Here is an 18132-nt window from a genome sequence, read left to right as displayed (position 1 = left end):
GATTAATGGATAAAACTAAAGAGTAGTGGATCACTTTTAGATTGTTGGGGTGGATCACTATTGGATTGTTGTTGACAGTTCGAATCCCCTAGGGGACGCCATCTATCTTAATTCTCCTGTTTAAATTCCTAATAGCGCCGTGAGGCGGTGTGAACACCGCGCAGTCATTTTGCACGGCGGTAACAGGGGGTCGAATCCCCTAGGGGAGGCCATCTATACTCAAAACTCTACCTTGATACTCCTGTCTCGCAATCTAAAATCAGCTGTTATTTCAAGCTTAGCAAATTCAAGTTTGGTGCATCCGGCGGCTAAGCGCGCCGTACAACTTTGTCGGGGCACGCTGTGGATACCTCCCTGTACGCTGCTGTTTTTCATCCCTGAAAAACACCTCCCCGAGCAAAGTGTACTATGCGTTTACCACCTCGTTCGATTTTTGCGCATCCAAAATGCACCTAGAATGCAGCAAAACTCAGGCATTTAGCTTTCAACAAGCTAACAAATAACACTTATGCAGCTAGGCAGCGAGCCGATATTGCTAAACAAAGCGTGTACGGCATGGATGCCGGACAGGAGCCTACAAGGATGTATTTACGGCGTCTTTGTGTGTAATATCGGCTGCAAGCAGCCTGGCGTTTCGGTTTAAGTGATCTCATCGAAGCTGGTGGAGAAAGTTACAACACCTGCTAAGGACGTTGCGCTGAGCTTGAATCTGTATTTACTTAAAGTTACGCTGGCTCAAGATTGGTGCACCCCGAGCAAAGTGTACTCTGCGTTTACCACCTAGTTTGATTTTTGCGTATCCCCAATTGCACCACTAACCTGCAGCAAGGCTTTGATATTTGGCTCGGTATTAGCCAGGAAATAACACTGATCTAGCCAGGCAGCGAGTCGATAATGCTAAGCCAGGCGTCTTTCGCAGGGATGCGAAAGGATAAGCCCCCAGGGATGGGTTTACGGCGGCCTGGTGTGCATTATCGACTGCAAGCAGCCTGGCGATTCGATGTAACTTATATCTTAGAAAGCGCTGCATAGCCGGTGGAGAAAATTACTACCCAGTTAAGGGTGTTGCACCAATCTACACTCTGCGGTTACTTTAGGTTACGCAGGTTCCAGAGTAGCGCATCCGGCGGCTAAAGGCGTCAAACGCTAAAAAGCAAAGCCAGCTAAGAACTACTCGCTTTGCAACTGCGACACTAACTCATACATAAAATCACGGATCAGCGGCTGCGCATCAGCATTAGGATGAATACCATCCCGCATCATTAACTCCGGTTTTATGGCTATCTCATCCATAAAAAATGGCCAGAGCGTAATTTGCTCTTGCTCAGCTAATGTGGGATAAATGTCGGTGAAGCGTTCCACATAACGTGGTCCATAATTAGGCGGAATGCGTATTTGCATTAATAGGGGTACCGCTTTATGCTGTTTAACCAATGTAATTATTTGTTTTAATTGGCTTTCGATAAGCGTTGGATTAAAGCCTCTTAGGCCGTCGTTACCACCTAGCTCAATCAATACCCAGTCGGGCTGATGTTGCTCAAGCAGGGCAGGTAAACGAGCTAAGCCACCCGCTGTGGTTTCGCCACTAATGCTGGCGTTAATCAGTGTTAACTCGGTTTTTTCGGCTAGTAAGGCGGGCCAGCCTTGCGACTCTTGTAAGCCGTATGCGGCACTTAAGCTGTCACCGAGAATCAGTAACTTTTGCGCCAGAACATTCTGGCTAAATAAAAACAGTACAATAACTAAGATAATGCGCATGACTAAACTACCTGAAATTCATATTAAAGCGTCTAACCTTGCTAAACGGGTTAAAGTCAGCGAAGGATCACTGACTATCCTGCATGATATTAGCCTGACAATCAATCAAGGCGAGACAGTTGCCATTGTAGGCGCCTCTGGCTCGGGGAAATCAACTTTACTTAGCTTGCTTGCTGGCTTAGACGTACCCAGCAGCGGTGAAGTGTATTTAGCCGGAAAACCACTACATCAACTATCAGAAGACGAACGGGCGGGGATCCGCGCCCGCTACGTCGGCTTCGTCTTTCAATCCTTTTTATTGCTACCTAGCTTAACGGCACTGGAAAATATCACCTTACCGGCTGAGCTTGCCGGTGATAAGCAAGCTAGGCAACGTGCTAAGGCTTTGTTACAGCAAGTTGGACTGGAGGCCCGTGCCGATTTTTATCCGGCACAGCTTTCTGGTGGTGAGCAGCAACGTGTTGCTATCGCTCGGGCCTTTATCACCAAACCCGCTATTTTGTTTGCCGATGAACCCTCAGCAAATTTGGATGCGACAACCGGGCAAAAAATTGAGGACTTGTTGTTTGACTTAAATACGCAGCAGGGCACCACTCTGGTATTAGTGACTCATAGCGAAGAGTTAGCCACGCGTTGTCAGCGGCAATTAAAAATGCAAGCAGGTCGTTTTATTAATACTGAGGAGCTCGCTAATGTGGGCTAGTATTGCCTGGCGCTTGTTTTGGCGCGAATTAAAACGTGGTGAGCTTTGGGTAATCGCCTTTGCACTATTTCTGGCAGTATTCTCGGTGGTCAGCTTAAGTGGCATTACTCAAAGTGTAAAGGTGGCGCTCGAACAACGCAGTGCACAGTTTATCGCCGCTGACAGAGTGCTTGGATCTACTCAGGCATTTAACCTTGATATTATAACGCTAGCGCAGCAGCAAGGGTTGGCAGTGGCGCAGCAAATGCAGTTCGACTCTATGCTGTTTAGTGAACAAGAAATGCAGTTGGCAACCATCAAAGCGGTAAGTCCCAGTTATCCGCTTCGTGGTGAGCTGATCTTGCACCGTTCAGTCAGCCTAACTGCAGGCGAAATCGCTACTTTGACGGTTGGGCAAATTTGGTTCGAACCTCGTTTACTGGATTTATTGGCGGTAAGCGTAGGTGATACCATTGAGCTGGGTAGTCATCGTTTGCAAGTTGGTGGGGTTATTGTTAATGAACCAGATGCGCCACTTAGCGTATTTGGCGGCGCGCCGCGGGCATTAATGCACCTGGATGATGTGGCGGCCTCTGGTATAGTGCAGCCTGGTAGTCGTATTAGCTACCGCTATTTATTTGCTGGAAACAATCCGCAATTAGACAGCTTTGCCGAAGCGGTGAAGCCACTTTTAACGGTGCATCAACGCTGGCGTGATCGTGATCAACAATCTGCTATTGGCGGTGCTTTGGCACGTGCGGAGCGTTTTCTGCTGCTAGCTGGTTTATTAGGAATTGTTCTGGCAGCTTGTGCAGCTGCGGTTGCGGCTAATCGCTACAGCCAGCGGCATGTGCAGGCCGTGGCCATCATTAAAGCCCTAGGAGCGACTACCGCTCAAGTGAGGCGTATTTATGCCAGCCATCTTACTTTGGTTGTGCTGTTTAGTTTATTAATTGGTTTACTTGCCGGGCAGCTAGTTTTGGTTTTTGCTGAATCGGCAATTTTACACTATGTTGGCGATTTCCGGCCTGAGTTTAGTTTTAGACCACTTTGGCTGGGAAGTTTAACCTGTGTTCTCTGTGCTTCGCTGTTTGCTGCCAGACCTTTGTGGCAGCTTACCGTGACCCCCGCTATTCAAGTGCTTAAACAGCCCGCTGCGTCATTAACTTTTGATAAATGGCAATTAATAACCGGTGCTCTGGCAGTTTTTGCTCTGATGTGGTTATTTTCTGGTGAATGGCTAATTAGCATTGGCTTGTTTTTAGTGTGTGGTATTTTTATCGCCTTACTGCTCGGTGTGGCAGCGATTTTGGTTAAAGCTGCGAAGCCAGTCGCTGCCGGGCAGAGCAGTGCCGGTAAGTTAGCTCTGGCCAATTTACGTCGGCGGCTTTGGGCTAACAGCTTCCAGCTTATTACGTTTTCGCTCGCCTTATTCTTGGCATTGCTGTTGTACTTTGTCCGTGCTGAGCTCATTGGCCAATGGCAGCAACAAATTCCAGAGGGAGCACCGAATCATTTTCTGGTTAATGTTAGCGAGACGCAACGGGATGAGCTGGCTGAGTTTGCTAAAACCCATCAATTACAACCTGAACCCTTCTATCCGGTAGTACGAGGCCGTTTGGTACAGATTAATCAGCAGATAATGCGGGAAGAAGCGACAAAAGAAGACCGCTCTGAGCAGCAAACGGGTATTGGGCGTGAGCTCAATCTAACCTGGTTAGACAACTTACCACCCGCTAATAAAATTCAGGCTGGGGAATGGTTTAGTGCGCAAACTCAGGGGGAGGTGTCGGTAGAGCAAGAATTAGCTGAACGCGTTGGCATTGCAGTTGGCGATCAGTTGCAGTTCTCTATTGGTGGTCAACTGATTTCTGCCCAGGTAACCAGTATAAGAACCGTGGATTGGAATAGTTTACAACCCAATTTCTATATGATTTTAAGTCCAGATTTGCTAAAAGATTTTCCAGCGAGTTATATCACGGCATTTTATATCGAAGCTGAACGTTATCAACTGGTTAATCAATTAGCGCGTCTTATGCCTACGGTTACTGTACTGAGTGTTGAAGCCATTATTAAGCAAGTACAAGATATTATTGCTCAGGTGACGTTGGCCTTAAGCTTTATTCTGGTCATTATTGGCTTAGCTGCGGCCTTGGTGCTGGTAGCGCAGGTGCAAGCGACCATAGAGCAGCGTGAACAGGAGTTGGCTATTCTGCGAACCTTAGGAGCGCGGTATGCGTTTTTACGAAATGCACTGCTGCTGGAATTTACTTTCTTAGGCGCCTTGGCGGGCCTTTTTGCTACAGTACTGGCAGAGATCCTATTGCTCAGCTTGCAGCAACGATTGTTTGACTTGCCCTTTAGTTTTCATTACACCTTATGGTGGTTGGGGCCGGTCAGTGGCGCTGTCTTGGTTTCTATTTTGGGATGGTGGCAGTTACGGCAATTATTACGTGTTCCAGGCGCAGTGCTAATTCGCCGCGTGTTACAAGGATAGTTGCTTGCCAGATCAGCCTTAGTTTGGGTTTATAAAAAGCAGCTGGCTATCAGCTGCTTTTTTGTGGGTTATAAACTTAAAGAAGCTAGTGCGGGGCCTAGCTGTGGATAGCGAAAATGAAAGCCTGCATCTTGCAGCTTTTTCGGTACAACCCGTTGCCCATATAATAAAATGTCGGACATTTCACCGAACAATAACCTGGCCATAAAGCCTGGCATAGGCAATAACGCTGGACGGTTAACGCGCTTTGCCAACTCTTGAGTAAAGGTTTTATTTGTGACGGCTTTAGGCGCTACAGCATTAACAGGGCCTTGTAATGACTCGTGTTTTAAGACGAAATCAATTAGCGCTACCATATCTTCCAAGTGGATCCACGACATATATTGCTCGCCTGAGCCAATAACGCCTCCCAGCCCTAGTTTAAACGGCGGTAGCATTTTCTTCAGGGCACCGGCATTTTCAGCTAACACTATACCTGTTCGTAGCAAGCAAACTCGGGTATTGGCACTGCTCGCTTGCATAGCAAGATTTTCCCAGCGAGCACAGATATCATGGCTAAATTCTGGGAAAAATGCCTGATAATCTTCTGTGATCTCCTGACTATCCTGCCGGCCATAATATCCAATAGCCGAGCCACTGATTAACAACTTAGGAGGGGAGTCTGATAGCCTGATGAGTTGGCTTAATTCTTCTGTTAATTGCCAACGGCTTTGGCAGATGCGGCTTTTCTGGCGAGTGCTCCAACGCTTATTGGCAATAGGTTCTCCGGCAAGGTTAATGATAGCATCAAGCTCATTAAAGTTTACCTGCTGTAAGGCGTTGATATATTTCACATTACCGCTATCCGTATGGCGTTCAGCACGGCTTAAAATCCAGATACTATGCTCGGTTTGCCATAATTGAGTTAATGCACTGCCAATTAAGCCTGTGCCACCGGTGATCAGGATATTCATATGGTTGCCTTTTCTGAGATTAGCGCCAACAGCAGTTGCTGGCACCCAGAGCAGCTTAAAGTATAGCCGCTTATTTATTAATCGATAAGGTTAGTGAAACCGAATCGGCAAAACGCAGAGCATGAGGTTTATCAATTTCAACTTCGGCATAGCTAACCGACGGATGAGCACTTGCCAGTAGTAACACATCGGCAGTGAGTTTTTCCAGTAGGGCAAAGCGATTATTTTCTACTAAGGCAATAATTTGCTTGGTAATAGTTCTGTAGTTAAGGGCTTTTGACATATCGTCAGAATTTGCTGCATCTACCGCGCTATACTGAATACGGGCATTGACAATAACGTCTTGTTTATTAGCGATTTCATCGTCGTTGATACCAATATAAGTCCGTAAGCGCAAGTTTTTGATTTTAATTATAGCGGGATTCAGATCCATAGTGCTGTCCTGTAATTAATACATAGTTAGTTGCTGATTACGGCAAAACAGCAACGGGCGATCAGTAGCAGCAAATTTTTGTTTAGACTTAGTTTTCGTCTGCAAAGATCAGGGTAAAGCGCGCGCCACCCAGCTCACTGTCTGCAATGCTAATAGTGCCAGAGTAGGAATTAACCAGTTCGGCGACTATGGATAAACCAACACCATGGCCGTCCACATAGGTATCAAGACGGGTACCTCTTTCGAATAGTTCTTGTCGCTTATTAGGCGCTATACCAGGTCCATCGTCTTCTACAATCAAGGTGAAAGGATGTTGTTCTACCTTAACCAGAACTTTTTTATTACAGGCTTTACAGGCGTTATCTAACAAGTTACCGAGGATCTCCATAATATCGGTTTCGTCCCCCCGGAAAAATGCTTGCTCGGCACAGGCTAGTTCGATAACACAGCCTTTGTCGCGGTATATTTTACGCAATGCATTGATCAGTTTCTCTGCCAAGGGTAATAGGGGGGTTTGCTTTTTCCAAATATCCTGACCTGAACTGCTGGCCTTTTTCAACTGATGTTCAATCATGGCCGTGATGCGATCTATCTGTTCTTTTAATTCAGGTTGCTGTGCCAGAGGCGAGGTTCTTAGTACCGCTACCGGTGTTTTCAATGCATGTGCCAGATCGCTAAGATGATTACGGTAACGTAATTTTTGCCGGTTCTGGCTGGCTAAGAGTAAATTTAAATCTTCTTTAATAACATTCAGTTCAGAAGGGTAATTACCTGTAAGGTGGTCTTGTTTACCGCGCTCTAGCTGGCGTATCTCGTGGTCAAGCCGGGTAAGCGGTTTGGTTGTCCAATAATATGCCAGAATACTGAGTAATAATAATCCCGCCGCAATACCAGTAAACCAACGGAGCAGTGTTGAGCGGAAGCTTTTATGCGGAGCCATAAGCATCTCGTGGCTTTGCACAACGTGAATAGCTAGAGGTTGGGCGCTGTCACCGGAATCAAATAAAAAGGCAATACTGAGGATCTGATACTCTGTTTCTGCTTGTTCTAACTCATAGAAAATATGTTGGCCTGGGGTAAGCTGAATTTCGGGTACTTGAAACTCCTGATTTAGAGAAGAGTCAGACTGCCACAATAGCCGTTGCCCATCGGTTACAAAGGCACTCAACCCTGAATCAGGTCGGTAAAAGTCAGGAGCTAAGGTATTATTGTTCAGCTCTATCTTGCCGTCAGTGAGGTGCAACTCTGATAAGATGGCATACATATGTACTTCCATCTTTTGTTCAGCATTGGTTAGCAGTTGGCGATAGAATGCTTGTTCTATGGCGACGAAAGAGCTGGGTAGCAGCAATAAGAGTAATACTGCACTCACCAGCCCTTGACGCAGTTTTAATGGGATAACTTTCATTTATTGAGCTACAAGCATTTATTCGACGGCAAGATTAAAGCGGTAGCCACGACCACGCAAGGTTTCTATTGGCTTTATATCGCCTTCTGGATCAAGTTTTTTGCGCAAGCGCAGTACAAAAACTTCAATAACATTACTATCCAAATCGAAATCCTGATCATAAATATGTTCGGTCAGTTCTGTTTTTGAAATCACTTTGCCTGGATTTAGCATAAAGTACTCCAGTACTTTATATTCGTAAGCCGTTAGGCTCACTTCTGCATCTTTTAACCAAACTTGCTGGGTCCGGCTGTTAAGTGAGATCGGGCCAGAGCTTAGTGTTGGGTCAGGTTGCCCAGCGGCACGGCGAATAAGCGCGTTACAGCGGGCGAGTAATTCTTCATTATGAAAGGGTTTCGTCAGATAATCATCGGCGCCGGCATCCAGGCCTTCGACCTTTTCTTGCCAACTACCGCGGGCAGTAAGGATAATAATCGGGGTTTTTATCTCTTGTTTTCGCGCTTTGCGAATGAGCGATAGACCATCTAGCTTTGGTAAACCCAAATCAATAATCGCTAAATCATAAGGATATTCTGATATCTTAAACCAGCCGTCAGCACCATCAATGGCTAAATCTACACTAAACTGCTGTTGTAATAGCTGGTTTTTTATCTGGTCAGCCAGTAAATTTTCATCTTCAACTACAAGCACTCGCATCGTTATTCTTCCCTTTTTACCCGGCCATTTTGACCATCTACTATCACGTTAACGACTCTGCCATCAGCTTGCATTACCCTAACTTTATACTGTCGTTGCTCAGTATGCACTTTTAAAACTCTGCCAGGATAACGTTGTTGCGCTAACTGAGTAGCCGCTTCTTTTGATATCGCTCGGCTTTGTGGTTGCGCTTGCTGCCTAGACGGTTCTTTTGATATAGCTCGGCTTTGTGGTTGCGCCTGCTGCCTAGACGGTTCTTTTTTTTCATTGGCATTAGCAATGAGTGGTGCTGTAAGCAAGATACAACTGCAAATTAGTAATGGCTTCAATTTCATCATTTTCTCCAACCCCTTGACAGTGTACAACAAATTACTCACTGAAGATGCCAACATTAGTGATGAGGCCTGCAAGAGTCACTTACCAGAGGACTTTTTGTAAAAGGTAAGCTGAAACAACCCCTTTATCAACAAACATTCGACACTAGCTTGGTACATTTTTACTAATGTACTGAAATATTCTGCAGGCGGCAATCAACAATATATTCAGGATAAAGGAGTATCGCTTAATTGCTGCTGAATGTTGCAGCTCTTTTTTGGTTAAATAATTTAATTAAAAGTTGCAAAAATAAATATTAAAGCTAAATTTATAGCGATCGGTTTAAATATAGTTCTAGATGCTAGCTGTGTAGCAAAGCATTTACACCGGTAATAGCCGATCCCGGTGTTGTGGTTGTCTTGTTGCTAAGGATTTCGCAGCTGAGTATCCAGCCGTTTCGGGAGGAAACTTGTAATGAAACAACTAATTGCTGCTATGTCTATGGCTGCTATGGTGTTATTTGCAAATTATGCTTTGGCGAACACCAACAACCAGGAGATGACTAAAGCGACTGCGCAAGCCAACACCAAGCTGCGTCTTAATCAAGCTAGTGTAGAGCAGTTGACTGCAGTGCCTGGTTTAGGCCAGGTCAAAGCTCAGGCTGTAATTGATCATATTGCTGAGCATGGTGCAATCAAAAGCGAAGCTGAGCTTACCAAAGTAAAAGGCATTGGCGAGAAGTTAGCTGCCCGTGTCGCTCAATACGTCAGTTTTGATTAACCTCACTCGGAGCCTTAGGTCATTTCACCTAAGGCTTTCATCTGTTCGTTAGCCCACTGCACAGCCTGATGATAGGCATCTGGAACTTTTGTGACATCTAATTTCAATAGTGCAATCGTTTCATTCGCTTTTTGCCAATCGGCATTCTCGTAACATTGTATTAGTTTTAAATAGTCAGCCAAAATACCAGTTTTATTTATGAGCGCCTCTTTAATATCATTTGCTAATGGTAGTTTTTCCATCACACTTTCTATGGGTTCATCCAAAATAGCATCCATTAACGACATCATGCCGGTTAAAAAGGCTTTTTCCAAAGTCACATTTTGACCAATAGCAGCCAACCCTTCTGCAAAATTAGCCCTGGTCATAGCTAGACGCATTAGCTCTGCTGGTTTATCTGTACTGATTTGCGCGGTAAAAAGCAGGCTTAAAAATTTTTTTAATTCCGCCTGACCCAGCACAACCAGCGCATGTTTAATGGTTTCAATTTCTGCCCGTCTTTTGAATATTGCTGAATTGCTATAACGTAGTAATTTATATGAGAGAGTAAGATCGCGTTTAAATACTGCAGTAATTTGAGTTAAATCCATATCGGCTTTTGACGTTTCGTACAGTAACTCTGCCAAAGCTAATTGCGAGGGAGATAATGCCCGGGTTTGCATCATTTCTGGACGGGAAAAGAAATAACCCTGGAAATAACTAAAACCTTGCTCAAGCGCTTGTTGAAATTCGGCATTTGTTTCCACTTTTTCGGCTAAAAGCTTAATATGCGGAAACGCCGCTATGGCTTGTTTAATTTCTTCTATCTGTTGGTAATTCGTGCGGCGAAAATCAATTTTTATAATATCGATATGAGGATAAAAATGCCGCCATACACTTCTATGTTCGTAGTCGTCCAGTGCTAAGGTATAGCCTTGTTCTTTTAAATCCTGACACTCTGCTAACAAACGTTTACCTGGTTGTATCGTCTCCAGAATCTCTACAACTACTTGCTCTTTTGGCAGCATACTGGGATATTTCTTGATCAAGGTATCCAGTGTAAAGTTGATGAAACCAGGTTTATCACCAATAAAATCCTCCAAGCCAAAAGCGAACTGACTGCCTTCAATCATTTTTGAGGTTGCTTCGTCACCATCAATATTTGGAAATGCATTATCAATACCATCACGAAACAACAGTTCGTAGCCAATTAGCTCTTTGTTGCGATCCAGAATAGGCTGGCGGGCGGCGTAAAAAAACATAGATGATGACTCTCCGGCGATACTGCTTAGGCTTACCCTAATGTAACAAAACGCTGACTATAAAAGCCAGCGTAGGGTGAGAACAATTTCAGCATTCAGATTGGTTGCTAGCAGAAATGCAGCCACACCTTATTGTTGCGCTTTTAAGCTCAGCAACATTTTTTCAAAAAGTTGCTGCATAGACATAGTGGGCGCTTTATCTGCCAAGCTCACGCCGACAATGGCCAGAGTGCTTAATATTACGCCCGGTACAATTTCATACATTAAAGCACTTAATGTTTGACCATCAATCTGAATAGGGGCATAAATCCAAAATAGTACGGTGGATGCGCCCACTATAATGCCACTCAATGCACCGGCAAATGTCATACGTTTCCAATATAAACTTAAAATTATCAGAGGACCAAAAGCAGCACCAAAACCCGCCCAGGCGTTACTGACCAATTGTAGCACCGAACTTTCGCGGTCATAAGCTAAGGCTATGGCAATTAACGCCACTAATAATACCGATAAGCGGCCAACGACCACGAGTTCTGTTTGCGAGGCGCTACGGTTAACGAAGGTTTTATAAAAATCTTCAGTTAAGGAGCTGGAGGTCACCAACAATTGCGAGGAGATAGTGCTCATAATGGCGGCAAGTATCGCGGCGAGTAAAAAGCCACTGATCAACGGATGGAATAAGAATTGTGAAAATACGATAAAGATCGTTTCCGGATCGGCGAGCGTCATCTGAGTTTTGGCGACATAAGCAATCCCAACAAAACCGGTCATTACCGCGCCGACTATAGTTACCAGCATCCAGCTCATGCCAATACGGCGGGCGGTTTTAATGTCTTTAACTGAGCGAATAGCCATAAAACGCACAATAATATGTGGCTGACCGAAGTAACCCAAGCCCCAGCTTAAGGCTGAGATGATAGCCAGCGCCGAACTAGCACCAACCCAGTTCATCAATTCAGGATTAATATTGCTGACAATTTGATTGACTTCGGTGATGCCACCCAGGTGCTGAATAGCCACAACGGGCACTAAAACTAAGGCCAAAAACATCAAACAGCCTTGCACAAAATCGGTTAAGCTCACGGCCATAAAGCCACCGATGAGGGTGTAGATCACCACCACGCCGGCGGTAATGTAAAGGCCGAGTTCGTAATCAAGGTTAAAGGAGCTTTCAAATAATTTACCGCCGCCGACTACACCAGAAGAAGTATAAAGGGTAAAGAAAATGACAATGACTAACGACGAAACAATGCGTAATAAGCGAGTTTTATCTTCAAAACGCTTTTCAAAGTAATCGGGTAGGGTAATGGCATCTTGCGCCAGTTCGGTGTAGACCCGTAAGCGGGGCGCTACGATCAAATAATTTAAAAAGGCACCAACCAGTAATCCAACAGCAATCCAGGTGCTACTTAACCCCGAGATATACATGGCTCCGGGTAAGCCCATCAACATCCAGCCACTCATATCTGACGCACCCGCAGACAGTGCTGTCACACCGGGGCCTAACTTACGGCCACCCAGCATATAACCAGATACATCATTATCTGTGGTTTTATATGCATAAAGACCAATACCTATCATGGCCAGAAAATAGAGTGCAAGTGAAATCAGTGTGGCAGTTTCCACAGTTTAAGCTCCTGTTGTAGTTTTAAGTTATAGGGGCGAATTAACCGGGGGTGCCCATTGGACACGGCATATAAGGTCAATCAGCATCATTCTGAGCTGACGTTTGCTGACGTTGTAACAATTAAGATTAGGCATCAGCAAAAGTCAAATCATCTGTAGATGCTAACAAGTCAGCAACAGGGATGCCAGTGCTTTTATGCTGAGTCATCCCGAAAGGCCGGGATTCTGACGAAAAGGCACTACCAGCGGCAGTGCCTTAACAATTTAGTGAGGGTATAACGGCGCCAGTCGCTGTTTAATTGTTGCCGTTTTACTAGGACGCCAGTTATGCCAAGCTTGATACAGGGCAGTGCCTTGCCAAGCACTGTGCTCAGCGCCGTAAAGTTGTCTGGCAAGCTTGTTTAGCTCAGCCGCGAGCACGGGATCTGCCACTAAGAGACTTAATTGCTCCAGTGATAGTACCTGGCGAGCAAATTGTTGTTGTCCCCATAATAACAATTGTTCCGCAGCCTGCTTCGGAGCCGCTGTTTGACAAGCTTGTTTTAGTAACTTGTCAGCAAAGGGGCGCCGCTCTGCTGCCTCAGGCACTGCTGTTAGCACGGACTGCGGTTTTTTTAAAACCCCCAAAATAATTAACGACAGCAGCCAGCCAAGTAACAGCAAAGTACTGGTGTAATTCCATTGCCAGTGGTTAATAGGGCGTTCAGAGACAAGCGTTGGAGTCACGACTATGTTGTCTGGCACAGCGCCCCCGCTTGCTGCTTTTACGCTAAACACGCGCGCGGGTAAAACCGCGACCTCCTGGCGGTTCGTTTGGCTATTCCACCAGGGAAGGCGAATTTCAGGCAGGCTCAAATCGCCAGCTTCGTTGGCAATAATGGCAGTGGTAAAGATTTTTTGAGCAACTTGCCGGCCACTACGCTCAGCACCTTTAGCTTGAGGTTGTTCTTGATAAAACCGTAATTGAGGCGGTAATTGCTGGTTAAGATCCGGTAATTGACTGCTGGCAACATCCACTGCTGATAAGGTAATAATACGAGTGACCGGCTCGCCCACTGTTAGTTCGGACTGAGCAGGTTGCCATTCTTCTGTTAATGTGACCAGGCCTGCGACCAACCAACTGCCACTAAAGTTGCTTGGCTGCGGTTTCACCTGAATAGCAATAGGGTTAGCTTCCTGCATCACCGTTTTACTGCGGGCAAAATAATTATAGCGGCTGGTATCGCGTTCGATAACATCACCGCTAAACAGTGGTGGCGCTATGGTAAAGCTACCGCTGCGTTGCGGAGTAATACTGTAGCGCCGGGTTATAGTGCGATAACGTACGCCATTTACCAGGGCTGATCCTTCCACATCCTGGCCAACCCGCGATATCTCTGCGCCTTCTAATTGTGGTTCTGTTAAATTGCCACGCTGTAAATCACCGCTGAAATAGATCACGACATCATAATACAACATTTGCTGCACATAGATTTCTTCGCTGCCTTGCAGTGTGGCTTCAACAAAAAGTTCTCTTGCTGCATCTGTACTGGCGCTTTCTGCAAGGACAGTAACTTCGATAGGCTCTGAGCGTACACCATTAATCTCAAAAGCGGGTATAGTGAAGGTGCCGCTGCTAAACGGAAATAAGGTAAAACTCCAGCGCGTGCTTTGGGTGCTGACGCCATTAATTATCTGGGTACTCTGGCTGACTGATGGCACCATTACTCTAAAGTACTGCTCTAATTGCCGATAATTTAGCACGTCTGCCGCTAATCTGGCATCGGCGCTCACCGTCAGCGTAATAGCTTCACCCGCTAAAGCCGGATTTTTATCAACCTGACTTTGCAGAGTGCTGATAGCAAATACCGGCAAGCTCAGTGTTAAACACAGGCTGATGCAAAAATAATATGTCAATATAAACAGGGGTTTCACCATTCCTGACGGGCTCCAGAGGGTGGTTGAGTTCGACGTTTTTGATGTTCCAGTAGCATCCGGTTACGCAGTAAAATACCAGGGTCATCTTGTACTTTGCGTAACAAATTCTCCAGCTCTTGCTGTTGTTCTGGGGTGGCGTTAGGCCAGCTTTGCTCGATGATATTTTGATCTGGTGTCTGCTCTGCATCTTCTTCGGTTGCAGATTCGTTTGCTGAAAGCTGTTGTGCTAACTCCTCATTTTGCGGCTCACTGTTCGGATCTTGCTGGTTTTGTTCGCCGCTGGCCTGGGCTTTTTGTTCCGCATCAGCATTTTGCTCTGCGGTTTGCTGCTGCTCTGCATTTTGCGGTTGTGCCGCCTCTTTGTCCTGCGCTTCGCCGTTATTATCTTGTTGTTGCTCGGCTTGCTGTTGTTGCAGTAACTGCCGCATCAATTCGGCATTGGCGGTACTTGCTTCATCGTCGGGGTTTAGCGCCAAAGCTTCCAGATACGCATCCAGTGCTTGTTGATACTGCTGTTGCATAGCAAGTGCATTCCCCAGGTTATGCCAGGCTGGGGCTGAAGGGTGCTGTTTAATGGCTTGCCAGAAAGACTCCGTTGCCTGGCGATAATCGCCAGCACGATAGGCGGCATTACCTCGCCAGAGCGGATCAGTAAATTTCTGTTGCGCATCTTGATATTGCTGCTGCTGGTAATGCTCTATTGCCTGTTGCTCTTTATTCTGCCATAAACTTTGCCAGCTCATGGCGTCCGCTTTGGGTAAGTATATTGCGGGTAGTAGCAGTAAAATAGGCGCCCGTCTTGCTAACCATAGCGCCAGCGGTAGCAGCAACCAAACCAGATAAACCGCGTTATCTTGCCATTGGTCGCCGGCAAAAATTGTCTCAGGTTCACGCTGACTATTGCGTTCGTTGCGGGGACCGATGATCGCCTGTAAATCGCTGTTATCAGCAGTGGCTTGTTGAAATACTCCACCTCCCTGACGCGCTAAAATTTGTAATTGTTGCAGCGGTACTTTGGGGATCACTACACCGCCTTGGGCATTTTTCAGTAACTCACCATTTTCTAATCGCACTACGGCGCCGTCGCTTTGTCCAAAAGCCAGAATCGACAGGCGGTAGGGCCAGCTATTTAGCCATTGTTGTATGGCATGGTAGCTATCGTGATCAAAGCCATCGGTAAACAATACTACATCGCCGCTCGGATAACCGGCTTGCTGTAGTAAGGTACTAGCTAGTTGCAATGCAGCTAATACATTAGAGCCTTGCTCTGGCATAAGCTCAGGCCGAAGTGTCGGGATCTGCAACCGAATATTGTTATGATCCGGCGTTAATGGCGAGATAACAAAGGCATCAGCGGCATAGCTAATCAGTGCCAGATCGCCTTCCCGGAGTTGCTCCACAAAATCCAGGGCTTTAAAGCGTTGTTGGCTTAACCGGTCGGGTGTCATATCGGTTGCCCGCATTGATAGGGACATATCCATAATCAGTACTGTGGCTTTTTTAATGGTTAGAGCCGGTTGCGGGAGTTTTTGCCAACTGGGGCCAGTTAAGGCCACTACCGTTAATAGCCAACAGCTTGCCAGCAGCGGCATAGCCCAAGGTTGTTTGCGTTGTAACTGCTGGCTGATAAGCACGACAGGTTGCAAATGGCTGGCGATCAATTGTTGCCATGGGCTAAGATCCTGGCGATGAGTTCGCAGTAACCACCATAGCAGTGCTACCGGTAATAAGGCTAATAACCAAAGTGGGCGTAGTAAATGAAAATCAGCCAGCATTTTTCAATACTCCTGCCCAATTAATCTGGCGCCAGGCCAGAATAAACGATAAAAACAACGCGATAGCCAATGGCCAATGCACTAAACTACGTTGCGGCCGAAACATCAGTTCGTCTCGCTCTATCGGCTCTAGCTGGTCTAGTAATTTATAAATATCCCTCAGCTCTCTGGGGTTACGTGCCCTAAAATACCGGCCACCGGTTTCTTCTGCCAGTTGGACCAACAGGGGTTCGTCAAGATCGTGCGAGGGGTTAATCACTCTTTGGCCAAACATGCTTTGTTGTACCATCTGCTCCGCGCCCAAGCCCACAGTATAAATTCTAATCCCTGCTGCTTTCGCCAGCTGCAGAGCTTCAAGAGGTTGAATATCGCCCGCATTGTTTGCGCCATCACTCAGTAAAATAAGTACTTTGTTACTCGCTTCATAACTATTAAGGCGTTTTACTGTTAGGCCAATTGCTTCGCCAATGGCGGTGCGCTGGCCGACTAAACCTATAACTGACTCGTCTAAAAATTGCTGTACTGTCGCCAAATCGAAGGTAAGAGGCGTTTGCTGATAGGCGGCATCGGCAAACAAAATTAAGCCCACTCTGTCACCCTGACGGGCGGCAATAAACTCGCGCAACACCATTTTCATCGCGTCTAAGCGGGTAATGTTGCCCATATTATACTCCATATCAGGAATATTCATTGAACCCGATAAATCAATTGCCAGCATCAATTCACGACCTGGTTGTGGCAAACTCACCGGCTCGTCCAGCCAACGCGGTTGGGTAGCACTGACTACCAGTAACAGCCAGATTAATGCCGCCAGATAGGGAGCCAGAGATTTTAATTCCGAACCTGTTGTGCCCGGGCGACCAAGTTTAGCCAGTGCCGGTAAATTAAGGGCACTGCCAGCGGGTAAACGTTTTTTCTTGATTAACAAGGGCAAAGGTAACGCCAGCAGTAGCCAGGGGTAAGCTAAATCAAGCATGGTTGTTCTCTTTAGCCGGCGCCGTTAACGGGGCGTTTTTAAGCCAGATTGCGCCGGTTTTTGCATTGAAATGTTTAATAATATAAGCACTGGCATACCACCACTGTTCCCTGACTAACTCAGAAGTTAAAGCAGGTGGCTGATAGAGTAACTTCTGTAACTCTGGTAAGGGCAGGCTTTTAGGTAGCTGGCTTTGTAAAAACTGCTGCCAGCTTTGCACATCACCACTTAATAAGGGGTGGGACGGTTGATAACTTTGTAGCAGCCGTTTTAGCAACTGATTGATGGCGGCAATGCTACTGGGTTCTTGCCAATTCAGCTGTTTTAATTCTAGTAGCGCGGCGCGGCGCGCCTGACCCGCTTGCCAGCGACGATAGCCTTGCCACAACAACACAGCCAGGATTATTAGTATTATTGCCAAGAGCAACCAATGCCCTAAAGCCGGTTGCCAGGCGATGATCAGTTCTGGTTCATAAATGTCGGCTAGATGGGGGAGGAGATCGGAGTTAGCGACCATAGTAACGTCTCGACAATTGAGTTAAAAGCGGCTCTGCGCTGCTAAAGGCAACATATTTACAGCCCAATTGTTGCAACTGATGTTGAACGCTCTGGCTTTGCTGCTGCTGTTGCAACTGATAGCGTTGTTGCAATTGGCGATCGCCTAAACTGACTTGAAAAGATTGCTCTGCCGCCCGCACCAAGGCGCTACCCTGAGCATTCACGGGCAATTGCTGCTCTAAAGGATCAAATAAATGACAGCAATGTATTTCGTTGTGCTGGCTTATTAACTGCAGATGCCGCAGGGCTTCCTGGTCTAGCTGATTAAAATCAGACAGGATATACAACAAACTGCCAGGGCGCAGTAACCGGCGTAGTTCTGCAAGAGCCAATGCCAACTGCAATCCTTGTGGCACCGCGTCAGCTGCAGGGGAACGTGGCTGGTGAACGTCTATCAGTGCCTGTAAATAGCGTAAAACACCTCGCGTACGGCTAGCTGGTTTCAATAATCTATGGTTTTGGCTACCAAAGACTAACCCGGCTAATTTGTCGCCCTGCGCTTTACTGTGCCAGCTTA

Annotated in this window: 16 protein-coding genes; 3 read left to right on the top strand and 13 right to left on the bottom strand. The window is 46.3% G+C overall.

Annotated features, from left to right (window positions below):
* Window positions 1-1170: 1170 nt before the first annotated feature.
* Window positions 1171-1758, bottom strand: coding sequence for an arylesterase (locus IE163_RS09040; RefSeq protein ID WP_189432381.1), 588 nt, complete (start codon window positions 1756-1758; stop codon window positions 1171-1173).
* Between IE163_RS09040 and IE163_RS09035 the strand changes: the two genes are divergently transcribed.
* Entirely contained in the window at window positions 1757-2461 is a 705-nt protein-coding gene (locus IE163_RS09035; protein ID WP_189432379.1) for an ABC transporter ATP-binding protein, read from the top strand. The two genes, IE163_RS09040 and IE163_RS09035, sit on opposite strands and share 2 nt — an antisense overlap.
* The gene (locus IE163_RS09030; RefSeq protein ID WP_189432378.1) at window positions 2451-4937 is read left to right on the top strand and encodes an ABC transporter permease; all 2487 of its coding nucleotides are present in this window, start codon (window positions 2451-2453) and stop codon (window positions 4935-4937) included. The genes IE163_RS09035 and IE163_RS09030 overlap by 11 nt, the downstream gene beginning before the upstream one ends.
* Window positions 4938-5005: 68 nt before the next feature.
* On the opposite strand, the gene IE163_RS09025 is transcribed toward IE163_RS09030, so the two are convergent.
* The 5 genes from IE163_RS09025 to IE163_RS17810 all read right to left on the bottom strand — a co-directional run bounded on the left by IE163_RS09025 (window position 5006) and on the right by IE163_RS17810 (window position 8765).
* Window positions 5006-5890: a TIGR01777 family oxidoreductase gene (locus IE163_RS09025; RefSeq protein WP_189432376.1), complete on the bottom strand. Its 885-nt coding sequence runs from the start codon at window positions 5888-5890 to the stop codon at window positions 5006-5008.
* 70 nt (window positions 5891-5960) lie between these two features.
* Window positions 5961-6323 (bottom strand): dihydroneopterin triphosphate 2'-epimerase, encoded by a 363-nt coding sequence (gene folX, locus IE163_RS09020; RefSeq protein WP_189432375.1) that lies wholly within the window; start codon window positions 6321-6323, stop codon window positions 5961-5963.
* Between the two features lie 88 nt (window positions 6324-6411).
* Window positions 6412-7731: an ATP-binding protein gene (locus tag IE163_RS09015; protein ID WP_189432374.1), complete on the bottom strand. Its 1320-nt coding sequence runs from the start codon at window positions 7729-7731 to the stop codon at window positions 6412-6414.
* Window positions 7732-7749: 18 nt separating this feature from the next.
* On the bottom strand, window positions 7750-8427 hold the full coding sequence (locus tag IE163_RS09010) for a response regulator transcription factor (protein ID WP_189432373.1): 678 nt from the start codon (window positions 8425-8427) through the stop codon (window positions 7750-7752).
* Between the two features lie 2 nt (window positions 8428-8429).
* Complete coding sequence (locus IE163_RS17810; RefSeq protein WP_229833501.1) at window positions 8430-8765, bottom strand: PepSY domain-containing protein; 336 nt, start codon at window positions 8763-8765, stop codon at window positions 8430-8432.
* Between the two features lie 451 nt (window positions 8766-9216).
* Here IE163_RS17810 and IE163_RS09000 point away from each other — a divergent pair, with 451 nt between their 5' ends.
* The gene (locus IE163_RS09000; RefSeq protein ID WP_189432372.1) at window positions 9217-9522 is read left to right on the top strand and encodes a ComEA family DNA-binding protein; all 306 of its coding nucleotides are present in this window, start codon (window positions 9217-9219) and stop codon (window positions 9520-9522) included.
* 14 nt (window positions 9523-9536) lie between these two features.
* Here IE163_RS09000 and IE163_RS08995 read toward each other — a convergent pair whose 3' ends face one another.
* The 7 genes from IE163_RS08995 to IE163_RS17805 form a co-directional block, all read right to left on the bottom strand.
* Window positions 9537-10763, bottom strand: coding sequence for an EAL and HDOD domain-containing protein (locus IE163_RS08995; protein WP_189432371.1), 1227 nt, complete (start codon window positions 10761-10763; stop codon window positions 9537-9539).
* 129 nt (window positions 10764-10892) lie between these two features.
* Window positions 10893-12389 (bottom strand): sodium/proline symporter PutP, encoded by a 1497-nt coding sequence (putP, locus tag IE163_RS08990; RefSeq protein ID WP_189432370.1) that lies wholly within the window; start codon window positions 12387-12389, stop codon window positions 10893-10895.
* A 264-nt stretch (window positions 12390-12653) separates the two neighbouring features.
* Window positions 12654-14306, bottom strand: a complete 1653-nt coding sequence (locus tag IE163_RS08985; RefSeq protein WP_189432369.1) for a BatD family protein — start codon at window positions 14304-14306, stop codon at window positions 12654-12656.
* Window positions 14300-16081 carry a vWA domain-containing protein gene (locus tag IE163_RS08980; RefSeq protein WP_189432368.1) on the bottom strand — a complete coding sequence of 594 codons (1782 nt, stop codon included), beginning with the start codon at window positions 16079-16081 and terminating at the stop codon, window positions 14300-14302. Before IE163_RS08980 ends, IE163_RS08985 begins: the two co-directional genes overlap by 7 nt.
* Complete coding sequence (locus tag IE163_RS08975) at window positions 16071-17057, bottom strand: vWA domain-containing protein (RefSeq protein WP_189432367.1); 987 nt, start codon at window positions 17055-17057, stop codon at window positions 16071-16073. Before IE163_RS08975 ends, IE163_RS08980 begins: the two co-directional genes overlap by 11 nt.
* Window positions 17050-17574, bottom strand: coding sequence for a DUF4381 domain-containing protein (locus tag IE163_RS08970; protein ID WP_189432366.1), 525 nt, complete (start codon window positions 17572-17574; stop codon window positions 17050-17052). Before IE163_RS08970 ends, IE163_RS08975 begins: the two co-directional genes overlap by 8 nt.
* A partial coding sequence (locus tag IE163_RS17805; protein ID WP_444541873.1) for a DUF58 domain-containing protein occupies window positions 17564-18132 on the bottom strand: 569 nt, incomplete at its 5' end. The genes IE163_RS17805 and IE163_RS08970, both read right to left, overlap by 11 nt.

It is taken from the genome of Alishewanella longhuensis (assembly GCF_014653435.1).
Taxonomy (GTDB): domain Bacteria; phylum Pseudomonadota; class Gammaproteobacteria; order Enterobacterales; family Alteromonadaceae; genus Alishewanella; species Alishewanella longhuensis.
The sequence above is the reverse complement of the archived record's forward strand: the minus strand, read 5'-3'. Positions and strand labels throughout refer to the sequence as shown.